The sequence below is a fragment of the Streptomyces sp. NBC_01476 genome (assembly GCF_036227265.1).
Classification (GTDB): Bacteria; Actinomycetota; Actinomycetes; order Streptomycetales; family Streptomycetaceae; genus Actinacidiphila.
This window is the reverse complement of record NZ_CP109446.1, coordinates 4292018-4307977: the sequence shown is the minus strand read 5'-3', so window position 1 is coordinate 4307977 and position 15960 is coordinate 4292018. Positions and strand designations below refer to the sequence as shown.

The 15960-nt window shown below is 72.5% G+C and carries 12 protein-coding genes; 5 read left to right on the top strand and 7 right to left on the bottom strand.

Annotated features, from left to right (window positions below):
* Nucleotides 1-264 precede the first annotated feature (264 nt).
* Nucleotides 265-1869 (top strand): glycoside hydrolase family 88 protein, encoded by a 1605-nt coding sequence (locus OG552_RS18840; protein WP_329134398.1) that lies wholly within the window; start codon nucleotides 265-267, stop codon nucleotides 1867-1869.
* Nucleotides 1870-1959: 90 nt separating this feature from the next.
* Here the strand turns inward: OG552_RS18840 and OG552_RS18835 are convergent, their stop codons facing one another.
* Entirely contained in the window at nucleotides 1960-2136 is a 177-nt protein-coding gene (locus OG552_RS18835) for a hypothetical protein (RefSeq protein WP_329134396.1), read from the bottom strand.
* A gap of 355 nt (nucleotides 2137-2491) precedes the next feature.
* Between OG552_RS18835 and OG552_RS18830 the strand changes: the two genes are divergently transcribed.
* The gene (locus tag OG552_RS18830; RefSeq protein ID WP_329134394.1) at nucleotides 2492-3364 is read left to right on the top strand and encodes a lysozyme; all 873 of its coding nucleotides are present in this window, start codon (nucleotides 2492-2494) and stop codon (nucleotides 3362-3364) included.
* A gap of 24 nt (nucleotides 3365-3388) precedes the next feature.
* Here OG552_RS18830 and OG552_RS18825 read toward each other — a convergent pair whose 3' ends face one another.
* From OG552_RS18825 to OG552_RS18815, 3 genes are all read right to left on the bottom strand, one after another.
* Nucleotides 3389-4594 carry a sialidase family protein gene (locus OG552_RS18825; protein ID WP_329134392.1) on the bottom strand — a complete coding sequence of 402 codons (1206 nt, stop codon included), beginning with the start codon at nucleotides 4592-4594 and terminating at the stop codon, nucleotides 3389-3391.
* A gap of 105 nt (nucleotides 4595-4699) precedes the next feature.
* Nucleotides 4700-5617: a dihydrodipicolinate synthase family protein gene (locus tag OG552_RS18820; RefSeq protein WP_329134390.1), complete on the bottom strand. Its 918-nt coding sequence runs from the start codon at nucleotides 5615-5617 to the stop codon at nucleotides 4700-4702.
* On the bottom strand, nucleotides 5617-7098 hold the full coding sequence (locus OG552_RS18815) for a sialate:H+ symport family MFS transporter (RefSeq protein ID WP_329134388.1): 1482 nt from the start codon (nucleotides 7096-7098) through the stop codon (nucleotides 5617-5619). The genes OG552_RS18820 and OG552_RS18815 overlap by 1 nt, the downstream gene beginning before the upstream one ends.
* A 153-nt stretch (nucleotides 7099-7251) precedes the next feature.
* Between OG552_RS18815 and OG552_RS18810 the strand changes: the two genes are divergently transcribed.
* Both OG552_RS18810 and OG552_RS18805 read left to right on the top strand, forming a co-directional pair.
* A complete protein-coding gene (locus OG552_RS18810; protein WP_329134386.1) occupies nucleotides 7252-8007 on the top strand; it encodes a FadR/GntR family transcriptional regulator in 756 nt (251 codons plus the stop codon).
* A gap of 274 nt (nucleotides 8008-8281) precedes the next feature.
* The gene (locus OG552_RS18805; protein WP_329134384.1) at nucleotides 8282-10288 is read left to right on the top strand and encodes a S53 family peptidase; all 2007 of its coding nucleotides are present in this window, start codon (nucleotides 8282-8284) and stop codon (nucleotides 10286-10288) included.
* Nucleotides 10289-10389: 101 nt separating this feature from the next.
* On the opposite strand, the gene OG552_RS18800 is transcribed toward OG552_RS18805, so the two are convergent.
* Together OG552_RS18800 and OG552_RS18795 are read right to left on the bottom strand one after the other, a co-directional pair.
* Complete coding sequence (locus OG552_RS18800) at nucleotides 10390-10698, bottom strand: zinc-ribbon domain-containing protein (protein WP_329134382.1); 309 nt, start codon at nucleotides 10696-10698, stop codon at nucleotides 10390-10392.
* A gap of 328 nt (nucleotides 10699-11026) precedes the next feature.
* Entirely contained in the window at nucleotides 11027-12034 is a 1008-nt protein-coding gene (locus tag OG552_RS18795; protein ID WP_329134380.1) for a Ppx/GppA phosphatase family protein, read from the bottom strand.
* Between the two features lie 316 nt (nucleotides 12035-12350).
* Here OG552_RS18795 and OG552_RS18790 point away from each other — a divergent pair, with 316 nt between their 5' ends.
* The gene (locus OG552_RS18790) at nucleotides 12351-14321 is read left to right on the top strand and encodes a TerD family protein (RefSeq protein WP_329134378.1); all 1971 of its coding nucleotides are present in this window, start codon (nucleotides 12351-12353) and stop codon (nucleotides 14319-14321) included.
* A 101-nt stretch (nucleotides 14322-14422) separates the two neighbouring features.
* Here the strand turns inward: OG552_RS18790 and OG552_RS18785 are convergent, their stop codons facing one another.
* Nucleotides 14423-15949 carry a sensor histidine kinase gene (locus OG552_RS18785; protein ID WP_329134376.1) on the bottom strand — a complete coding sequence of 509 codons (1527 nt, stop codon included), beginning with the start codon at nucleotides 15947-15949 and terminating at the stop codon, nucleotides 14423-14425.
* Nucleotides 15950-15960: the final 11 nt, after the last annotated feature.

Sequence of the window (15960 nt, the reverse complement as noted above, 5' to 3'; positions counted from 1 at the left end):
GCGACCGCACCCAACGGACACCGCGGGCCGCCTTCCGGGCGGACGCGGGCGGTGTGCCGGACCCGGCCTGGCCGGTGTCCCCGTGCGGGGCTTCCGCTGCGCGGAGGGTTGACGCGGGATTGGTCCAGTCCTACGGTCGGCGGGGCCTTCGTGGTCACGTCGGCGACCACAGTTCGCCCATGTGAACACCCAGGCGCCGGAGGCACGTTCGCCGTGCACGAAAAAGCCCTCGTCCCCCCACGACTTTCCACGAGAGGCGTCCCTATGGACCGACGAAGTTTCCTGGCCGGCGGGGTGGCACTCGCCGGCGCCGCGCTGCCGGCGCTCGGAGCCGGCACCGCACACGCCGCCGGAGGCGCGCGAACCGCCGGACAGGCACAGGCCGCCGCGTTCGCGGTGCCCGCGGTCACGCTGCCGGGGCGCGACGCGATAGTGGCGGTGATGCGACGCGTCGCGGACCACTGGCTCGGCGCACACAGCGATCCCGGCGACAATCTGTGGGCCAACGCCACCTTCATGAGCGGGCTGATGGCCCTCCAGCGGCTCACCGGGGACGCCGGCTACCTCGACTACGTCCGCGGGTGGGCGGAGCAGCACGGTTACGGGCTGAACGGCGGGACCACCACCCGCGACGCCGACAACCAGTGCGCGGGCCAGGCGTACCTCGACCTCTACGAGGCCGCGCCGGACGACGCCACCATCAGCGCCATCGAGACCTGCCTGCACCGGATGACCTCCACCGACCAGGTCGGCAAGAACGACGACTGGTGGTGGGACGACGCCCTGCACATGGCGATGCCGCAGTTCGCACGGCTGGGCGCGCTGCGCGGGGACAGCGGCTACTGGACCAAGATGCACAGCCTCTACCAGCACACCAAGAGCGCCGAGGGCGGCCCCGGGCTCTACAGTCCGAGCCGCGGCCTCTGGTACCGCGACAAGAACTTCCTGCCCGGCGGCATCCTGTCACCGTCCGGCAAGCCGGTGCTCTGGTCACGCGGCAACGGCTGGGTGGCCGGGGCGCACACCAAGGTGCTCAAGGCGCTGCCCGCCGGGCAGGCCGACGCGGCCGAGTACCGTGCCACGCTCACCGCGCTGGTCACCGCGGTGGCCGCGGTGCAGCGCACGGACGGTTTCTGGAACGTCAACCTCGCCGACCCGGACCACTTCCCCGGCCCGGAGACCAGCGGCACCGTCTTCTTCGTCTACGGCACCGCGTACGCGATCGGCGCGGGACTGGTGGACAGCGCCACCTACCTGCCGGTGGCCGCCCGCGCCTGGAACGGACTGGTGGCCACCGCGGTCCACCCCGACGGCGTGCTCGGCTACATCCAGAAGGTCGGCGACCGGCCGGACTCCAGCCAGCCGGTCACCTACGACAGCACCGCCGACTTCGGCGTCGGCGGCTTCCTGCTGGCCGGCACCGAACTCGCCGGGCTCGCCGCGCCCGGCGGCGGCACCGGCGGCCCGGGCACCAGCACGGCGGTGACCCTGCGGGCCCGTGCCAACGGGCTCTTCGTGACCGCCGACAAGGCGGGCGCCGCACCGCTGATCGCCAACCGGACGACCGCCCAGGGGTGGGAGACCTTCGACCTGCTGGACCAGGGGGGCGGCGCCGTCGCCCTGCGCGCACACGCGAACGGGAAGATCGTGACCGCGGAGAACGCCGGCGCCGCACCGCTGATCGCCAACCGCACGTCGGTGAGCCAGTGGGAGACCTTCCGCCGGATCGACAACGCCAACGGCACCGTCAGCTTCCAGGCCGTGGTGAACAACCGTTACGTCACCGCGGAGAACGCCGGCGCGTCCGCCCTGGTCGCGAACCGCACCACCATCGGCGCCTGGGAGCAGTTCGACCTCGGCGGCGCCTGACCGGCGCGCCCCGGCAGCACACGGCGGCCGGCCCCCTGGCTGGGGGGCCGGCCGCCGCACACGCACGCCCGGCTCCGGCTCCGTGTCCGGCTAGACGACGTTACGGATCAGCCACTCGTCGGCGTTGTACGTGTTCCGCGCCGGGTCCAGCACGGTCGCGGGTGTCTCCTCGACGGTGTCCTCGATCCTGATCCGCTCCGGCAGCCTGCCGAAACGGGCCTGGCGGGTGACCTGCTCCGCGTTCCTTACCTGCTCGGAGTTCGTCATCGTCTCGCCCCTCTCTGTTGTCGGCGTCAACGCGGCCCCCGGGACCGCTGTTCCCCGGCGGGGCCGTCCCGCCGGCCCGTAAGGAATGCGTCATCAGCGGCCCTCACCGGAGCCGCCGCGGTCGCCATCGCCGTCACTGTCGCCGTCACCGCCGCCGTCACCCGGACGGCGGCGGCGCGCGCGTCGTGCGCCGCGGCCATGCGATGGGCAGAACCGGGCGGACCCGCGGGTCCAGCGCCCATGAGCAGGGACGGAGTGGTGCAATAACACCTATTGGGTCGTATTTGCGCTGGTTTCACTCTGTACACGGCCCAAATCCACACCAAGGAATCACCCCACACCTTGGAGGCACCGCATGCAGTACACCGGACCCGCACCACGACACCGATGGACCTCGCGCCGCCGCTCCCTGCTGGGACTCGGCGGCGCGCTCGCCGCGCTGGCCGCCCTGACCACCGCCGTCCCCGGCACGGCCAGCGGCGCCACCGACTCCCGCCACCGCCCCACCCACCCCGAGCGCGACTGGCTCGGCTCGACGGTCGTCGCGCACGAAGGCCGGGCCGTGGAGAGCACCGGCAGCAAGACCACCTCCCGGGTCACCCAGACCAACGGTTTCGACATCAGCAGCTGGCAGGGCACGGTCGACTTCGCGGGCGCCTACAAGAAGGGCGCCCGCTTCACGTACATCAAGGCCACCGAAGGCACCTCCTACCGGGACGCCACCTTCAACACGAACTACACCAACTCCTACAAGGCCGGCCTCATCCGCGGCGCCTACCACTTCGCGATCCCGGACTCGTCCACCGGCAAGGCGCAGGCCGACTACTTCGTCGCGCACGGCGGGAACTGGTCGAAGGACGGCAAGACGCTGCCGCCCATGGTGGACATCGAGTACAACCCGTACGGCGCCACCTGCTACGGACTGAGCAAGTCCGCGATGGTCAACTGGATCTCGGACTTCGTCACGGAGGTGCACGCCAAGACCTCGCGGTGGGCGACGATCTACACCTCCAGCAGCTGGTGGACCACCTGCACCGGGAACAGCTCCGTCTTCGCGGCCAACCACCCGCTCTTCGTGGCCCGTTACGCGTCCAGCGCCGGCACACTGCCGAAGGGCTGGCCCTTCTACACCTTCTGGCAGCACGCCGACTCGGGCACTTTCCCCGGCGACCAGGACTACTTCAACGGCCCCCTCTCCGGGGTGCAGAACCTCGCCGGCAACACCTGAGGCGGCGCGGCGGTCCCGGCCGGATCACGGCCGCAGGCCGCGCAGCGGGATGCGGGTGAAGACGATCCGCTCGTAGGGGGACGTCGTACCGCTCTCGTACAGCAGGCCCACCTCCCCGCCGGCGCTCTGGACCAGGTCGCAGTATCCGGCGGGGAGCTGGGAGAGGGTGCGCACGGTCGTCCAGCTGTGGCCGCCGTCGGTGGACGCCCGTACGGCCATCGCGGCCCGGGCGGCGGGATCGCTGGGGCCGGCGAAGAGCAGTGGGCCGCCGGCCGGCTGCAGCACGCTGCCCTCCACCACCGGTCCGGCGAGGCCGGGTTGGGGCGCGTAAGGGCGGCGCAGGGTCTCGCCCGCGTCGTCGCTCCAGGCGTCCACCCGGACGCCCGGCGCGGTGCCGTTCTGGTCGCGGGCGTTGAAGTAGAGGCTGCCGTCGGGGAGTTCGGCCACCGCGGACTCGTTGGCGTTGACCACACCGTCGGGGGTGCCGTCCACGAAACCGATCCGCCAGTGGGTGCCGCCGTCGTCGCTGAGCAGGCAGTGGCCGCCGTAGTACTTGTCCTCGGTGCCGGTGCCGGTGTCGGCGGAGCCGGCCGGCGGCGCGGTGGAGTGGTTGGCGGCCACCACGAGGCGGCCCCGGTGCGGACCGGCCGTCACGGCGACGCCGTGGCCGGGGCCGGTGGCGTACCAGCGCCAACCGGGGTGCTTGGCCTCGGCGGTGATCTCGCGGGGTGCGCTGAAGCGCCGCCCGTCGTCGTCGCTGTGCCGCACCCACACGCGGCGGCCGGCCGCGGCCGGTACCGTGCCGGACATGATCGCGGCTTCGGTGGCGTCGGCAGCGTTGGTGCAGGTCAGCAGAGTGATCCGGCCGGTACGCGGGTCCACCACGGGCGCCGGGTTGCCGTGCGTGTCGCTGCCGTCGCCGGCCACCACGGCGAGCGGTCCCCAGCTGCGGCCCCCGTCCGCCGAGCGCCTGGCGACCACCACGATGCTGCCGGTGTCCGAACTCCCGGCCCGCGCCTCGGCGAACGCCACGAGCGTGCCGCGCCGGGTGCGCACCACGGCGGGCACCCGGTACACGGCGTAGCCGTCCTCCCCCGCGGTGAACGGTACGGATTCCGCGGCGTCGCGGGGACCGGAACCGGCCGCGGAGGCCCGCGCCGGCCACCCGCCCCAGCCCACCATCCCCGCGGCAAGCGGCAACACGACGAGCTGACGTCGGCGCAACGGCATGACAACGACCTCCCATAAGAACGATCGGCTAAGAACGATCGGCTTGCGCTGAGCTGAGCGGATCAGCCGCCCCACCCCGCGGGGCCGGCGGTCGGCGGGCGGCGGTCAGGGGATCCGGGGGAGGCCCGCTGCTGCCAAGCGGTCCGCGACGGAGCGGGTCTCCTGCTCGGTGAGGGGAAGCAGCGGGGACTGGGTGCGGGGGTGGTCGATCACGCCGCGGGCGACGAGGGCCGCCTTGAAGGCGCCGAGCGCGCCGGAGATACGGCCGACGCGGGACCGGTCGGCGATCTCGACGATGGTGAACAGGGCTGTCAGGCGCCGCTGTTCGGCGCGGGCGGCGGCGAAGTCCCCGGCGCGGGCGGCCTCGTACAGACGCACGTACCCGTGCGGGTCGACGTTGCCGAGGCCGGGGACGATACCGTCCGCGCCGCGGGCCATCGCCAGGTCGGCGAGGGTCTCGGAGCCGGTCAGGCAGTCGAGCCCGGTGGCCGCCGCCCCGTCCAGCACCCGCTGGAAGCCCTCCAGGTCGCCGGAGGAGTCCTTGACCGCGACGATCACCTTCCGCTGGGCCAGCTCCGTGACCAGGCCCGACGGGAGCTTGAAGCCGACGTTGGACGGGATGTCGTACGCGACCAGCGGCAGGTCGAGGGCCGCGTGCAGCATCTCGTAGTGCGCGCGCACCTCCGCCTCGCCCACGCCCACATAGAACGGCGCGGTCACCACCACCGCGTCCGCGCCCAGCGCCTGGGCCCGCCGGGCGTGCTCCAGCACCCGCCGGGTGCCGGTGTCGATCGCGCCGGCCAGCACCGGGACCTGCCCGGCCGCGGTGGCGACGACGGTACGCAGCGCGGTGTCGCGGTCGGTGTCGGTCAGCTGGGCGACCTCCCCGGTGGAGCCGCCGACGAACAGGCCGTGCACGCCCGCGTCGAGCTGGAACGCGGTGAGCCGCTCCAACGAGCGGGTGTCCACCTCCCCGTCCTCGGTGAGCGGGGTGCACAGGGGAGGAACGACTCCGTGGAACATCAGACCTTCTCACTCTTCGGATCGATGGCGGCGACGACGGCCGGAGCTGCCGTCCCGCCGGGTTCGTACACGTCGGCCGCCCCGGGATGCCGCGCGTCCACCCGCCGCTGCATCCGGCCCGGCAGGTCGAAGCCGACCAGCAGCACGACCACCGCGGTGAGTGCGAGGCCCAGGACCGTGATCGAGGTCCCCAGGCTGAGCGGCTTCGCCAGCTTCGCGCCCAGCACCGGCGCCGCCGCCCCGCCCAGTGCGCCGACGTTGTAACTGAAGCCGAGCGCGGCGGCCCGCAGGCGGATGGGGTAGAACTGCGAGACGTACTTCGGGAGAATCCCGGACGCGCCCTGGCTGGTGGCCAGCAGCAGGAAGAGCAGCACCCACAGCCAGACCGTGTGCCCCTCACCCAGGGCGAAGACCGGGTAGACGAAGGCGAGCGACGCGATCAGCATGCCGATGTACGCCTGCCGGGTGCCGAACCGGTCACCGAGGTAGCCGGTGAGCACCGAGCCGGCCGCGTAGCCGATGCCGGCGTAGAGCAGCGCGTCGGAGACCTGCGCCGGGTCGTAGTGCAGATGCGTCTTGAGGTACGTCGGCAGCAGCGACTGCAGCGGCCAGGAGTAGAGGAACGCGCAGAAGACGGTGACCATCAGCGCCACCACCACCGGCCACAGGCGGCCGGCGAACTGCACGGTGAGCGCGACGAAGCAGGCTATGGTGACCGCGATCAGCGGCAGTGTGACCGCCGTCGGCTCGCCGCGGAGCACCACGAGCAGCGCGACCGCGGCGACCAGGCAGACCGGCACGTTCCAGGTCCTGCGGCGGCCGGCGAAGAGCAGCCGGGTGGCGCTGACCGGCTCCCCGTGCGCCTCGCGGGCCTGCTTCCAGTCGGTCGCCTCCGGCAGCCGCCGGCGCAGGTAGACCGCGAGGACCACCGGCAGGATGCCGATCCAGAAGAGCACCCGCCAGCTGGTGTGCGGCACCACCCACGCGTACGTCTTGGCGGCCAGCACACCGCCCAGCGGGTAGCCGGAGAGGAGCATGCCGCTCGCGGTGTTCCGCATCCGGCGCGGCCAGCTCTCGATGATGTACGTGGCGCTGGCGCTGTACTCACCGGCCATGCCGAGGCCGACGACCATCCGGAAGGCGAAGAGGGACCAGTAGTCCCAGGAGAATCCGCACAGCACCGAGCCGACCGCGTAGAGGGCGATGCTCAGCACCATGGCGGGGCGGCGCCCGAGCCGGTCGCCGAGCGCGCCGATCGCCAGTCCGCCGAACCAGCGCGACACGAAGGCCGCGGAGACCAGGGTCGCCGCCGTGACGGTGGAAAGATGGAAATCCTTGGCGATTTCGGTCAGTACCAGGGTGATCAGCACGAAATCGAAGCCGTCCATGGCGTAGCCGAGCCAGGCGGCCGAGAACGCCTTCCGGTCCTGCCGGGACAGCTCGGCCCGCCATTGCAGCGGTGGTGCGGCGGTGTCGGTCATGCGGCTCGCATCCTCGGGAGCGGGGGCGGACGGATGGGTGAGCGGGTGGGTGGATAGGTGGCTGGCTGGGTGGGGGAGTGAGCGGACGGACGGACGAGTGAAGGTAGGACGTAGGACGTCCAACGTCCTACACATGGCGGTAACCTAGGCGCCATGCCAGCGCAGCGCAAGCCCCCCGCGCCGGAGGGCGCGGCACCGGGCCGCAACCGGCGGCCGACCGTGCAGGACCAGGTCATCGACCTGATCGTGGAACTGGACCTGGACCCGGGCGAGGCGCTGCCCGCGGAGACCGAACTGATGCGCGCCCTCGGCGTCAGCCGGAATTCGGTCCGCGAGGCACTGAAGAGCCTCCAGGCGCTCGGCATCGTGGACATCCGGCACGGCTACGGCACCTATGTGGGGACGTCCCAGGTGCTCCCGATGGCCCCCGGGCTGCTCTTCCACACCCGGCTCGCGGTCCGCCGGGAGAATCCGCGCGCGCTGCGGGACATCGTGGAGGTGCGCGCCCTGCTGGAGAGCGGCCTCATCCGCCGCTCGGCGCTCGCTCTGTCGGCCGCGGACCTGGACCGGCTCCAGGAGGAGCTGGACGCGCTGGAGGCCGACGGCGACACCGGCCGGGCCGGGCACGACCGGCGCTTCCACGAACTGCTCTACGAACCGCTCGGCAATGTCCTGGTGCTCCAGCTCATCGCGCTCTTCTGTGGCGTCTACCGGCAGTTGGAGGCCGAGGTCGGCAAGCCGCGCACCGACCACCAGCAGGTGGTGCGCCAGCACCGCCAGGTCCTGGAAGCGCTGCGCTCACGCGACCCGGACGCCGCCGCCGCCTCGATCGCCGAGCACTTCGCCGACATCACCGCCCGGATGGACCGCTGGGCCGCGGACCACCGCAAGAGCCCCACGGCCCCGTAGGCCGGCCACCGCGCCGGGCCAACTGCCGCGCGGGATGGGACGCCTGAGGGCGATTCGCAGCTATCGCCCGCTTCTGACCTGAGTTATGGCTGTGGAAAACCCCGGCCGCTTATTAAAGGTCCACCTAACAAATGCGGATGACCGTTCCCAGGCTCCTCATGTGGCGTGCACACTACAGCCGAGTACGCCCAACCGCGTGCACCCGCCAAGTTGTCTCCTCCCTACGGACCATCACGTTGGAGTCGTCATTACCGACATACGAAATCCCCGCGTCGTGCGGGCCCGGATAGGCGTGGTCGCGGCAGCGTCCCTGGCGCTCGTCTCCGGCTCGCTGATCCTCGCCATGCCGTCGCAGGCGACCGCCCCCGCGCCGGCCGCCAAGACCATCGCGGGAACGCACCCGAAGTGGGCCGCCCCTTCCGCCGACGCCGGCGCCGTGCCCGCCTCCACCGAGATCACCGGCACCGTGTACCTGGCCGGCCAGGACGCCAAGGGCCTCACCACGTACGCCACCGCCGTCTCGGACCCGAAGAGCGCGAGCTACGGCAAGTTCCTGAGCCCGGCGGCGTACCAGGCCCGCTTCGGTGCCACCAAGGCGCAGGTCAAGGCCGTGCAGCAGTGGGCGACCGACTCGGGGCTCACGGTGGTCACCACCACCGAGCACGCGATCACGGTCAAGGGCACCAACACCGCGATCACCAAGGCGTTCGGTACCGGGATCCACCAGTACCGGGTGAGCGGGAAGCTGCAGCACGCGCCGGCCCGCGACGTGGTGATCCCGGCCAAGGTCTCCTCCGCGATCCTCGGCGTCAACGGCCTCGCCTCGGCCGGCACCAACGTGGTGAAGCCGGACTCGCGGAAGGTCAGCACCACCCCCGCGGACAAGAACGGCAAGCCGGGCAAGGGCCTGCCGACCGAGGCCACCTGCTCCGACTACTGGGGCCAGAAGCTGGCCAAGGGCGCGCCGGCCGGATTCACCAAGTCCCCGGTGCCGTTCGACCAGTGCTCGTTCTACCCCTCGCAGCTGCGCAAGGCCTACGGCATCACCGCCTCCGGCCTGACCGGCAAGGGCGCGACGATCGCGGTCGTGGACGCGTACGGCAGCTCCACCATGCTGGCGGACGCCAACCAGTACGCGCGCAACCACGGTGACAAGGCGTTCAAGTCCGGCCAGTACACCGAGATCGTGGACCCGTCCCAGTGGACGGACCAGGATCTCTGCGGCGGACCCGAGGGCTGGGCGCCCGAGGAGGCGCTGGACGTCGAGATGGCGCACGGGCTCGCCCCGGACGCCGACGTCCTCTACGTCGGTGCCGACTCCTGCAACGACGACGACCTGCTGGGCGCGATCAGCAACATCGTCGACAACCACCGTGCTGACGTGATCACGAACTCGTGGGGCGAGATCATGCACACCACGGACGGCGCCGATGTCAGCGCCACCGAGATCGCCGCCTACGAGCAGGTCTTCCAGGAGGCCGCGATCGAGGGCATCACCATCAACTTCTCCGCGGGCGACTGCGGCGACAGCGGCCCGGTGGCGGCCTCGACCGGCGCCAACTGCCAGCCGGACACCCTGCGCGCGCAGGCCAACTGGCCCGACTCCGACCCGTGGGTGACCTCGGTCGGCGGCACCGCGCTCGGCCTGGCCAGCAAGGCAGGCGCGTACGGCTTCGAGACCGACATGGGCACCGAGCGCTCCGCCCTGTCCGCGGACGGCAAGAGCTGGACCCCGCTGCCCGCGCCGTTCTACTTCGGTGGTGGCGGCGGCACCAGCGAGGACTTCAAGCAGCCCGGCTACCAGGTCGGTGTCGTGCCGACCCTGCTGTCGCACACCCTGATGACCGGTGCGACCAGCCGGACCGCGCAGCGCGTCACCCCGGACGTCTCCATGAACGGTGACCTGTACACCTCGGTGCTGGTCGGCATCTCGGACGGCGCCGACTACAGCGAGGGCGGCTACGGCGGCACCAGCGTCTCCTCGCCGGAGTTCGCCGCGGTGCAGGCCGACGCGATCCAGGCGAAGCACCGCCCGATCGGCTTCGCCAACCCGACGATCTACGACCAGCACAAGAAGTTCACCGACGTCGTGGACAAGGCGGCCCAGAAGGGCCGGATCCCGCTGACCAACGTCACCGACTTCGGTGTCATCAACGGCACGCTCTCGGTCCGCCTGATCGCCTTCGGCCAGGACACCACGCTCAACGCGGTGCCCGGCTTCGACAACGCGACGGGTGTCGGCTCGCCGACCCTGGCGTACCTGAAGTCCTTCAAGAAGTAGGCACGCGGGCGAAGCCAGGGGCCCGGCGGGACCATCTCCCGCCGGGCCCCTCGGTGTCCGGTCTCCCCCGCTCCCCCCGCCGCCCGGCCCCCGGGCAGTGATCAGTTCTGGTACGGGTTCTGGCCCTGCGGAGCGGCCTGCTGCGGCGCCTGTCCCTGCTGCGGCCGGACCGGCCCGGCGGCCTGTGCCTGCAGCTGCTCGGCCTGCTCCTTGGGCAGCTGCTGCTGCGCCCCGCAGAAGGTGCACTGCGTGGAGTACTTCGTGCTGACCGGGAAGAGCGGGATGAAGAAGAGCGTGAACTTCACCACGCGCTTGCGGAGGGTGTGCGCGGCCGGGTTGCCGCAGCGCCCGCAGACCAGGGTCAGCATGGCGAGTTGGTACAGGTAGCTCCGGGTACCCCAGATGATCATCTTTGCCCCCTTGTGGCTTTCCCACCCTTGCGACGTGCCCGTCCCGGGCCGTCGCTGTCGAGGAGAGTGTGCCGCACGGCCCCCGGACCGCCGTACGCGGGTGCCTGGTTGCCCCGCCGGGCGGACGCGACCGCCGCACACACGGGCGAGCCCTCACGCGAAGGGCGGATTCCCTTGCGGAAAAGGCGATTCAACGTCCTTTACCCGGGCATTGCTTGTGCTTTTACGGCCGGGGCGGCGCGCTTTTCCGGCGCCTTTTTGCTTCCCTTTGCCTTCGCCTCGCCCCCGCCGGCACCGTCAATTCCGGCGGGAATGCGCGCCGTTCGGGTCAGCTGCGCACCGCGCGCCGCGGGCGGCGCACCACCGTGGTCGGAACCGCGCGGTTGCGGGCCGCCGGTGTGCGGGTGAAAGAGGTCAGCCGGTCGAGGAAGATGCCCTCGCGCAGCGCCCACGGGCAGACGGTGAAGCGGTCGACACCGAGCAGGTCCATCACCGCGTCGGCGACCAGCGCACCGGCCAGCATCTGCGGGGCCCGGCCGCGGGAGATGCCGGGCAGCGTGGCCCGCTGCGCCGGGGCCATCCGGGCCAGCCGGGGAATCCACCGCGCCAGCGCCCCGCGGTCCAGCGTGCGGACCGCGTACGGGCCGGCCTTGGCGGAGGGGGCGCCGGTGAGGCAGGCCAGCTGGGTGAAGGTCCGTGAGGTGGCGACCCGCAGGGCCGGCGCCGGGTGGCCGGCCACGGCGGCGGCCGGGGCGGCCAGACCGGCCCGGATGTGCTCCTGCAGTTCGCGCAGGTCCTTCTTGGTGCACGGCTTGTCCTGCCGCGAGGTGAGGTGGTCGCGGGTGAGGCGGGCCGCGCCGAGCGGCAGTGAAACGGCGTACGAGGGTTCCCGGCCGAGGCCGTAGGCGATCTCCAGGGTGCCGCCGCCGAGGTCGGCCAGGAGCATCGGACCGGCCGACCAGCCGTACCAGGAGCGGGCGGCGAGGAAGGTGAGCCGCGCCTCCTCCTCACCGGTCATGGTGGCGAGCTGGACGCCGCAGGCGGTGCGCACCGCCCGCAGCACGTCCTCGCTGTTGGCCGCGTCCCGCACCGCCGAGGTGGCGAACGGATAGAGGCTGTCCACCTGGTGGGCCTGCGCCGCGGCCACCGCGTGTGTCACCGCGCCGACCAGCCGGTGGATCGCGGCGGCGTTGATCGTGCCGCGCCGGTCCGTGCCCTCCCCGATGCGTACCGGCTGCTTCACGGTGGTCACCGGGCGCGGCGGCAGACCGGGTTCCAGATCGGCGATCTTCAACTGCGCCGACTGGGACCCGATGTCGAGCACTCCAACACGCATGGACACCGGTTACCCCGTAAGCCGTGGATCAGTCGGCGTGCGTTCCGTACGCCGCGAAACATTGATCATACGCCTGATCACCCGCGACCCGCTGTTCTGCCGCCCGGAGGACGCCCGGACGCCGCCCGCAGGAAGCCCCCGCCGGCGGACGCGCCGCGTGCCGCTTACTGCCGCCGCGGCCCCCGGCCACCTGCCCTTTTCCCGACCGGCAATTGAGGACGAAGGGGTACTGACGCCGCGTCGGCGACGGTAAGGTGCGGACACCGCATTCAGGGTAAGGCGGGGTCACAGGGCAAGGTGGGGCGGGGCGGGGCGTATGCACGAAATGGTCAAGGGCACGAACGTGGGGCTGGCCGCGCTGAGCGAGGACGCGGGGGCGGTGATCGCCGGCATCGGCTGGAGCAGTGCGAGCGGCGACGGGGACGCCGATGTGTCGGTGCTGCTGCTCGACGCCGACGGCAAGGTCCGCAGCGAGAACGACTTCTACTTCTACAACCACCCGGCGGCCGACGACGGCAGCGTCCAGCTGCTCGGCAAGACGCCGACCGCGAACGGCAGCGAGGACCGGATCAGCCTCGACCTGACGGCGACTCCGGACGGTGTCGAGCGGATCGTGCTCGCCGCCAGCCGCTACGGCGGCGCCTGTTTCGGCGACCTGGACGACCTGCGGCTCACGCTGGCCGACCGCAGCGGCGAGGCGCTGCTCGGCTTCGCCGTGACGGACGCCGAGGAGATGCGGGCGGTCATCTTCGGCGAGCTCTACCGCCGGGACGGCGGCTGGAAGTTCCGGGCGGTCGGGCAGGGTTACGCGTCCGGTCTCGCGGGGCTCGCCACCGACTACGGCATCGACGTGGACGACGACGAGGAGACGCAGGCCGGTTCGCTCGACGAGACACCGGCACCAACGGCGCCCGAGCCGGCGGCCCTTCCGGCGAAGGTCCTCGTTCCCGCGCCGCGCGCCGCACCGGAGAAGCCGGCGCCGGCCGCGCGGCCCCGCACCGCGCGCAAGAAGGTCACCCTCCCGGCCGTCGCCCGCAAGTCCCTGGCGGAGAACGACTCCTGGCACACCGCCAGGCTCTTCCCGGTCAGCACCCTGAAGAGCGACCACGAGCGCGAGACCAGGGCCACCTCGGTCCTGCTCGCGGTGATGACCCAGGTCCCCGAGTTCGGGCGCCGGCTGACCGCCGCTTTCGGGGCGCCGGCCGGGCGGATGGAGACCTTCACCGAGGTGGCGTTCCCGCACGGTGACACCCCGGGGCGCCCCGACGGGCTGATCCGGGTGGAGCGCGCGGGCAAGCTGTGGACGGCACTGGTCGAGACGAAGACCAACGGCAACCCGCTGCGGCCGGCCCAGGTGCAGATGTACGTCGACATCGCCGCCCGCCGCGGATACGAGGCGGTGATCACCCTCTCCAACGACGTGGCCCTGGAGGGCAGTCCGCTGGTGGAGGTGCGGATCGACGGGCGGCGCAAGCACAAGGTCGCGCTCTGGCACCTGTCCTGGGCCGAGGTCACACACCAGGCGCAGATGCTGATCCGGCACGAGGGTGTCGGCAACGCGGCGCACGCCTGGCTGCTCCAGGAACTGCTGCTCTATCTGCAGCACGACAACTCCGGGTGCCACGGCTTCCAGAACATGGGTCCCGCGTGGGTGCCGGTCCGCAACGGCATCGACGCCGAGACGCTCTGCGAGGGCGACGCCCGGGCGGTGGAGGTGGTGGAGAGCTGGGAGCGGCTCATCCGCCAGGTCTGCCTGCGGCTCGGCGGTGAACTCGGCCAGAAGGTACTGCCGGTGCAGAAGGCCCGGCGCGGCTCCGATCCGCACTCGCGGCGGGCCGCGCTCGCCGACCGGCTGTGCCGGGAGGGCCTGCTGCACGCCGAGCTGAAGATCCAGGACACCCCCGGGGTGCTCGCGCTCGGCGCCGACTTGCGCACCGGCCGGCTGCGTACGTCGATCGAGATCCCCGCTCCTGAGCAGGGCAACCCGCTCACCTGGGCCAAGCGCCTGGTGCGGCAACTCGCCGACGCCCCGGCGGACGTGCACGTGGAGACCCTGGTGGACGGCCCGTCCCGCGGCCCGCGCGGCACCCTGGAACGCCTGCGCCCGGAGCCCGCCGACCTGCTGCCCAAACCGCCGGCCGCCATCACCGGCTTCCGGCTCTCCCTCTTCAAGGGCATGGGCAGCACCCGCGGCAATGCCGAGTCCGGCTTCATCCGCAGCGTGGACGAGGCGGTGGACCGCTTCCACGCGAGCGTCGTGGTGGCACTGGAGCAGAAGCCGAGGTGAGGACGCCGGCCGCCCCGGGCACGGCCGCGTCCTGCGGATGACCGGCGCCGCCCGGGTCGTGGCCGGCGGTTTCCGGGGAGCGGCCGGGTGTGCGGCGGGAGTCAGGGGTGGGCCGAGGGGAGGCGGACCCGGAAGGTCGCGCCCTTGCCCGGGGTGGTGTCGAGTTCCACCTGGCCCCGGTGGGCGGTGATCAGGGCCGAGGCGATGGCGAGCCCGAGGCCCGCGCCGCCGCCGGTCGCGCGGCTGCGGGAGGCGTCCACCCGGTAGAAGCGCTCGAAGACCCGGGCTGCCTGGTCGGGGGTGAGGCCGGGCCCCGCGTCGGCGACCTCCAGGATGCCGTGGCCGGCCAGTGTGCCGACGCCGATCCGCACCGGGGTGCCGGGCGGGGTGTGGGCGACGGCGTTGCCGACGAGGTTGGTGACGACCTGCCGGAGCCTGGCCTCGTCGCCGAGCACCGGGGCCGGGCCCGGCGCGGCGTCCGCTCCGCCCGGGCCGGTCAGCGACACCGCGCGGGTGGGGTCGAGCGCCGTGGTGTCGTGCAGGGCGTCGACCGCCAGCGTGCGCAGGTCCATCGGGGCGAGCTGCACCGGGCGCTGTTCGTCCATCCGGACCAGGGTGAGCAGGTCCTCCACCAGCCCGCCGAGCCGTACCGCCTCGCTCTCGATCCTGGCCATGGTCCGCCGCACATCGGTCTCGTCGGCGAGCGCGCCCATCCGGTAGAGCTCGGCGAAGCCGCGGATTCCGGCCAGCGGGGTGCGCAGCTCATGGCTGGCGTCGGCGACGAAGCGCCGCATCTGCTCCTCGGAGGCCGCCCGTGCGGCGAACGCGGACTCGATCTGCGCGAGCATGCCGTTCAGCGCCGCCGAGAGCCGGCCGGCCTCGGTCCGCGGTGACGCCTCGGGCATCCGGTGCGACAGCGGGCGCCCGGCCGCGATCTCCGCCGCGGTCGCCTCGATCTGCCGGAGCGGCCGCAGTCCGGCCCGGATCGCGAACCAGGCGGCCACCCCGAGCAGCGCCGCCACCACCGCGCCGATCAGCCAGAAGCCGGTGCTCAGCCGGTCGGTGGTGGACGACACGTCGTCGAGCGAGGCCGCGACCACCACCCCGGCGGGCAGCGCGGAGACCACCGTGCCGTTGCGCGTGACGGCGCCGGACGGCTCGTCGCGGGGCGCGTTCACCGGCACGATGATCACCCGCCATCTGCCGCCGCCGTGGTCGCTGGCGACGTCGAACGGCTTGCCGAGATGGTCCCGCAGGGCGGTGGCGTCCATCGAAGGCCACAGCGGGCGCGGGTCGCCGGCCGCCACCGGCAGCCGGAACTGGTCGGAGACGCTGCCGTCCGCCGCCGCGAAGGCGACCACGTACTGGCTCGGCAGCCACGGCCGCGCCCCGCCGCGGCCCGCGCCGGGACCCACGTAGCGCGGCGCCGGGATGCCCTCGGTGCCGAGCCGTGCGGCGAGCGGCTGCCCGTACCGCTGGAGCTGCTGGTCGACCCGCTGCACCAGCCGGCCGCGCACCGAGCCGAGCACGACGGTGTCGCTGACCGCGAGGCCGAGCAGCACCAGCACGAGCGAGAGCAGCACCAGCCGCGAACGCAGCGACATGGCCGAGAGCCGGGGCCGGGTCATGCCGGTGTCCC

Excerpts from the sequence above, each read along its gene's own strand:
- OG552_RS18835 (WP_329134396.1), bottom strand. The coding sequence starts at position 2,136 with ATGACGAACTCCGAGCAGGTAAGGAACGCGGAGCAGGTCACCCGCCAG.
- OG552_RS18785 (WP_329134376.1), bottom strand. The coding sequence starts at position 15,949 with ATGACCCGGCCCCGGCTCTCGGCCATGTCGCTGCGTTCGCGGCTGGTG.
- OG552_RS18815 (WP_329134388.1), bottom strand. The coding sequence starts at position 7,098 with ATGACCGACACCGCCGCACCACCGCTGCAATGGCGGGCCGAGCTGTCC.
- OG552_RS18810 (WP_329134386.1), top strand. The coding sequence starts at position 7,252 with ATGCCAGCGCAGCGCAAGCCCCCCGCGCCGGAGGGCGCGGCACCGGGC.
- OG552_RS18840 (WP_329134398.1), top strand. The coding sequence starts at position 265 with ATGGACCGACGAAGTTTCCTGGCCGGCGGGGTGGCACTCGCCGGCGCC.
- OG552_RS18795 (WP_329134380.1), bottom strand. The coding sequence starts at position 12,034 with ATGCGTGTTGGAGTGCTCGACATCGGGTCCCAGTCGGCGCAGTTGAAG.
- OG552_RS18825 (WP_329134392.1), bottom strand. The coding sequence starts at position 4,594 with ATGCCGTTGCGCCGACGTCAGCTCGTCGTGTTGCCGCTTGCCGCGGGG.
- OG552_RS18800 (WP_329134382.1), bottom strand. The coding sequence starts at position 10,698 with ATGATCATCTGGGGTACCCGGAGCTACCTGTACCAACTCGCCATGCTG.
- OG552_RS18830 (WP_329134394.1), top strand. The coding sequence starts at position 2,492 with ATGCAGTACACCGGACCCGCACCACGACACCGATGGACCTCGCGCCGC.
- OG552_RS18820 (WP_329134390.1), bottom strand. The coding sequence starts at position 5,617 with ATGTTCCACGGAGTCGTTCCTCCCCTGTGCACCCCGCTCACCGAGGAC.
- OG552_RS18790 (WP_329134378.1), top strand. The coding sequence starts at position 12,351 with ATGCACGAAATGGTCAAGGGCACGAACGTGGGGCTGGCCGCGCTGAGC.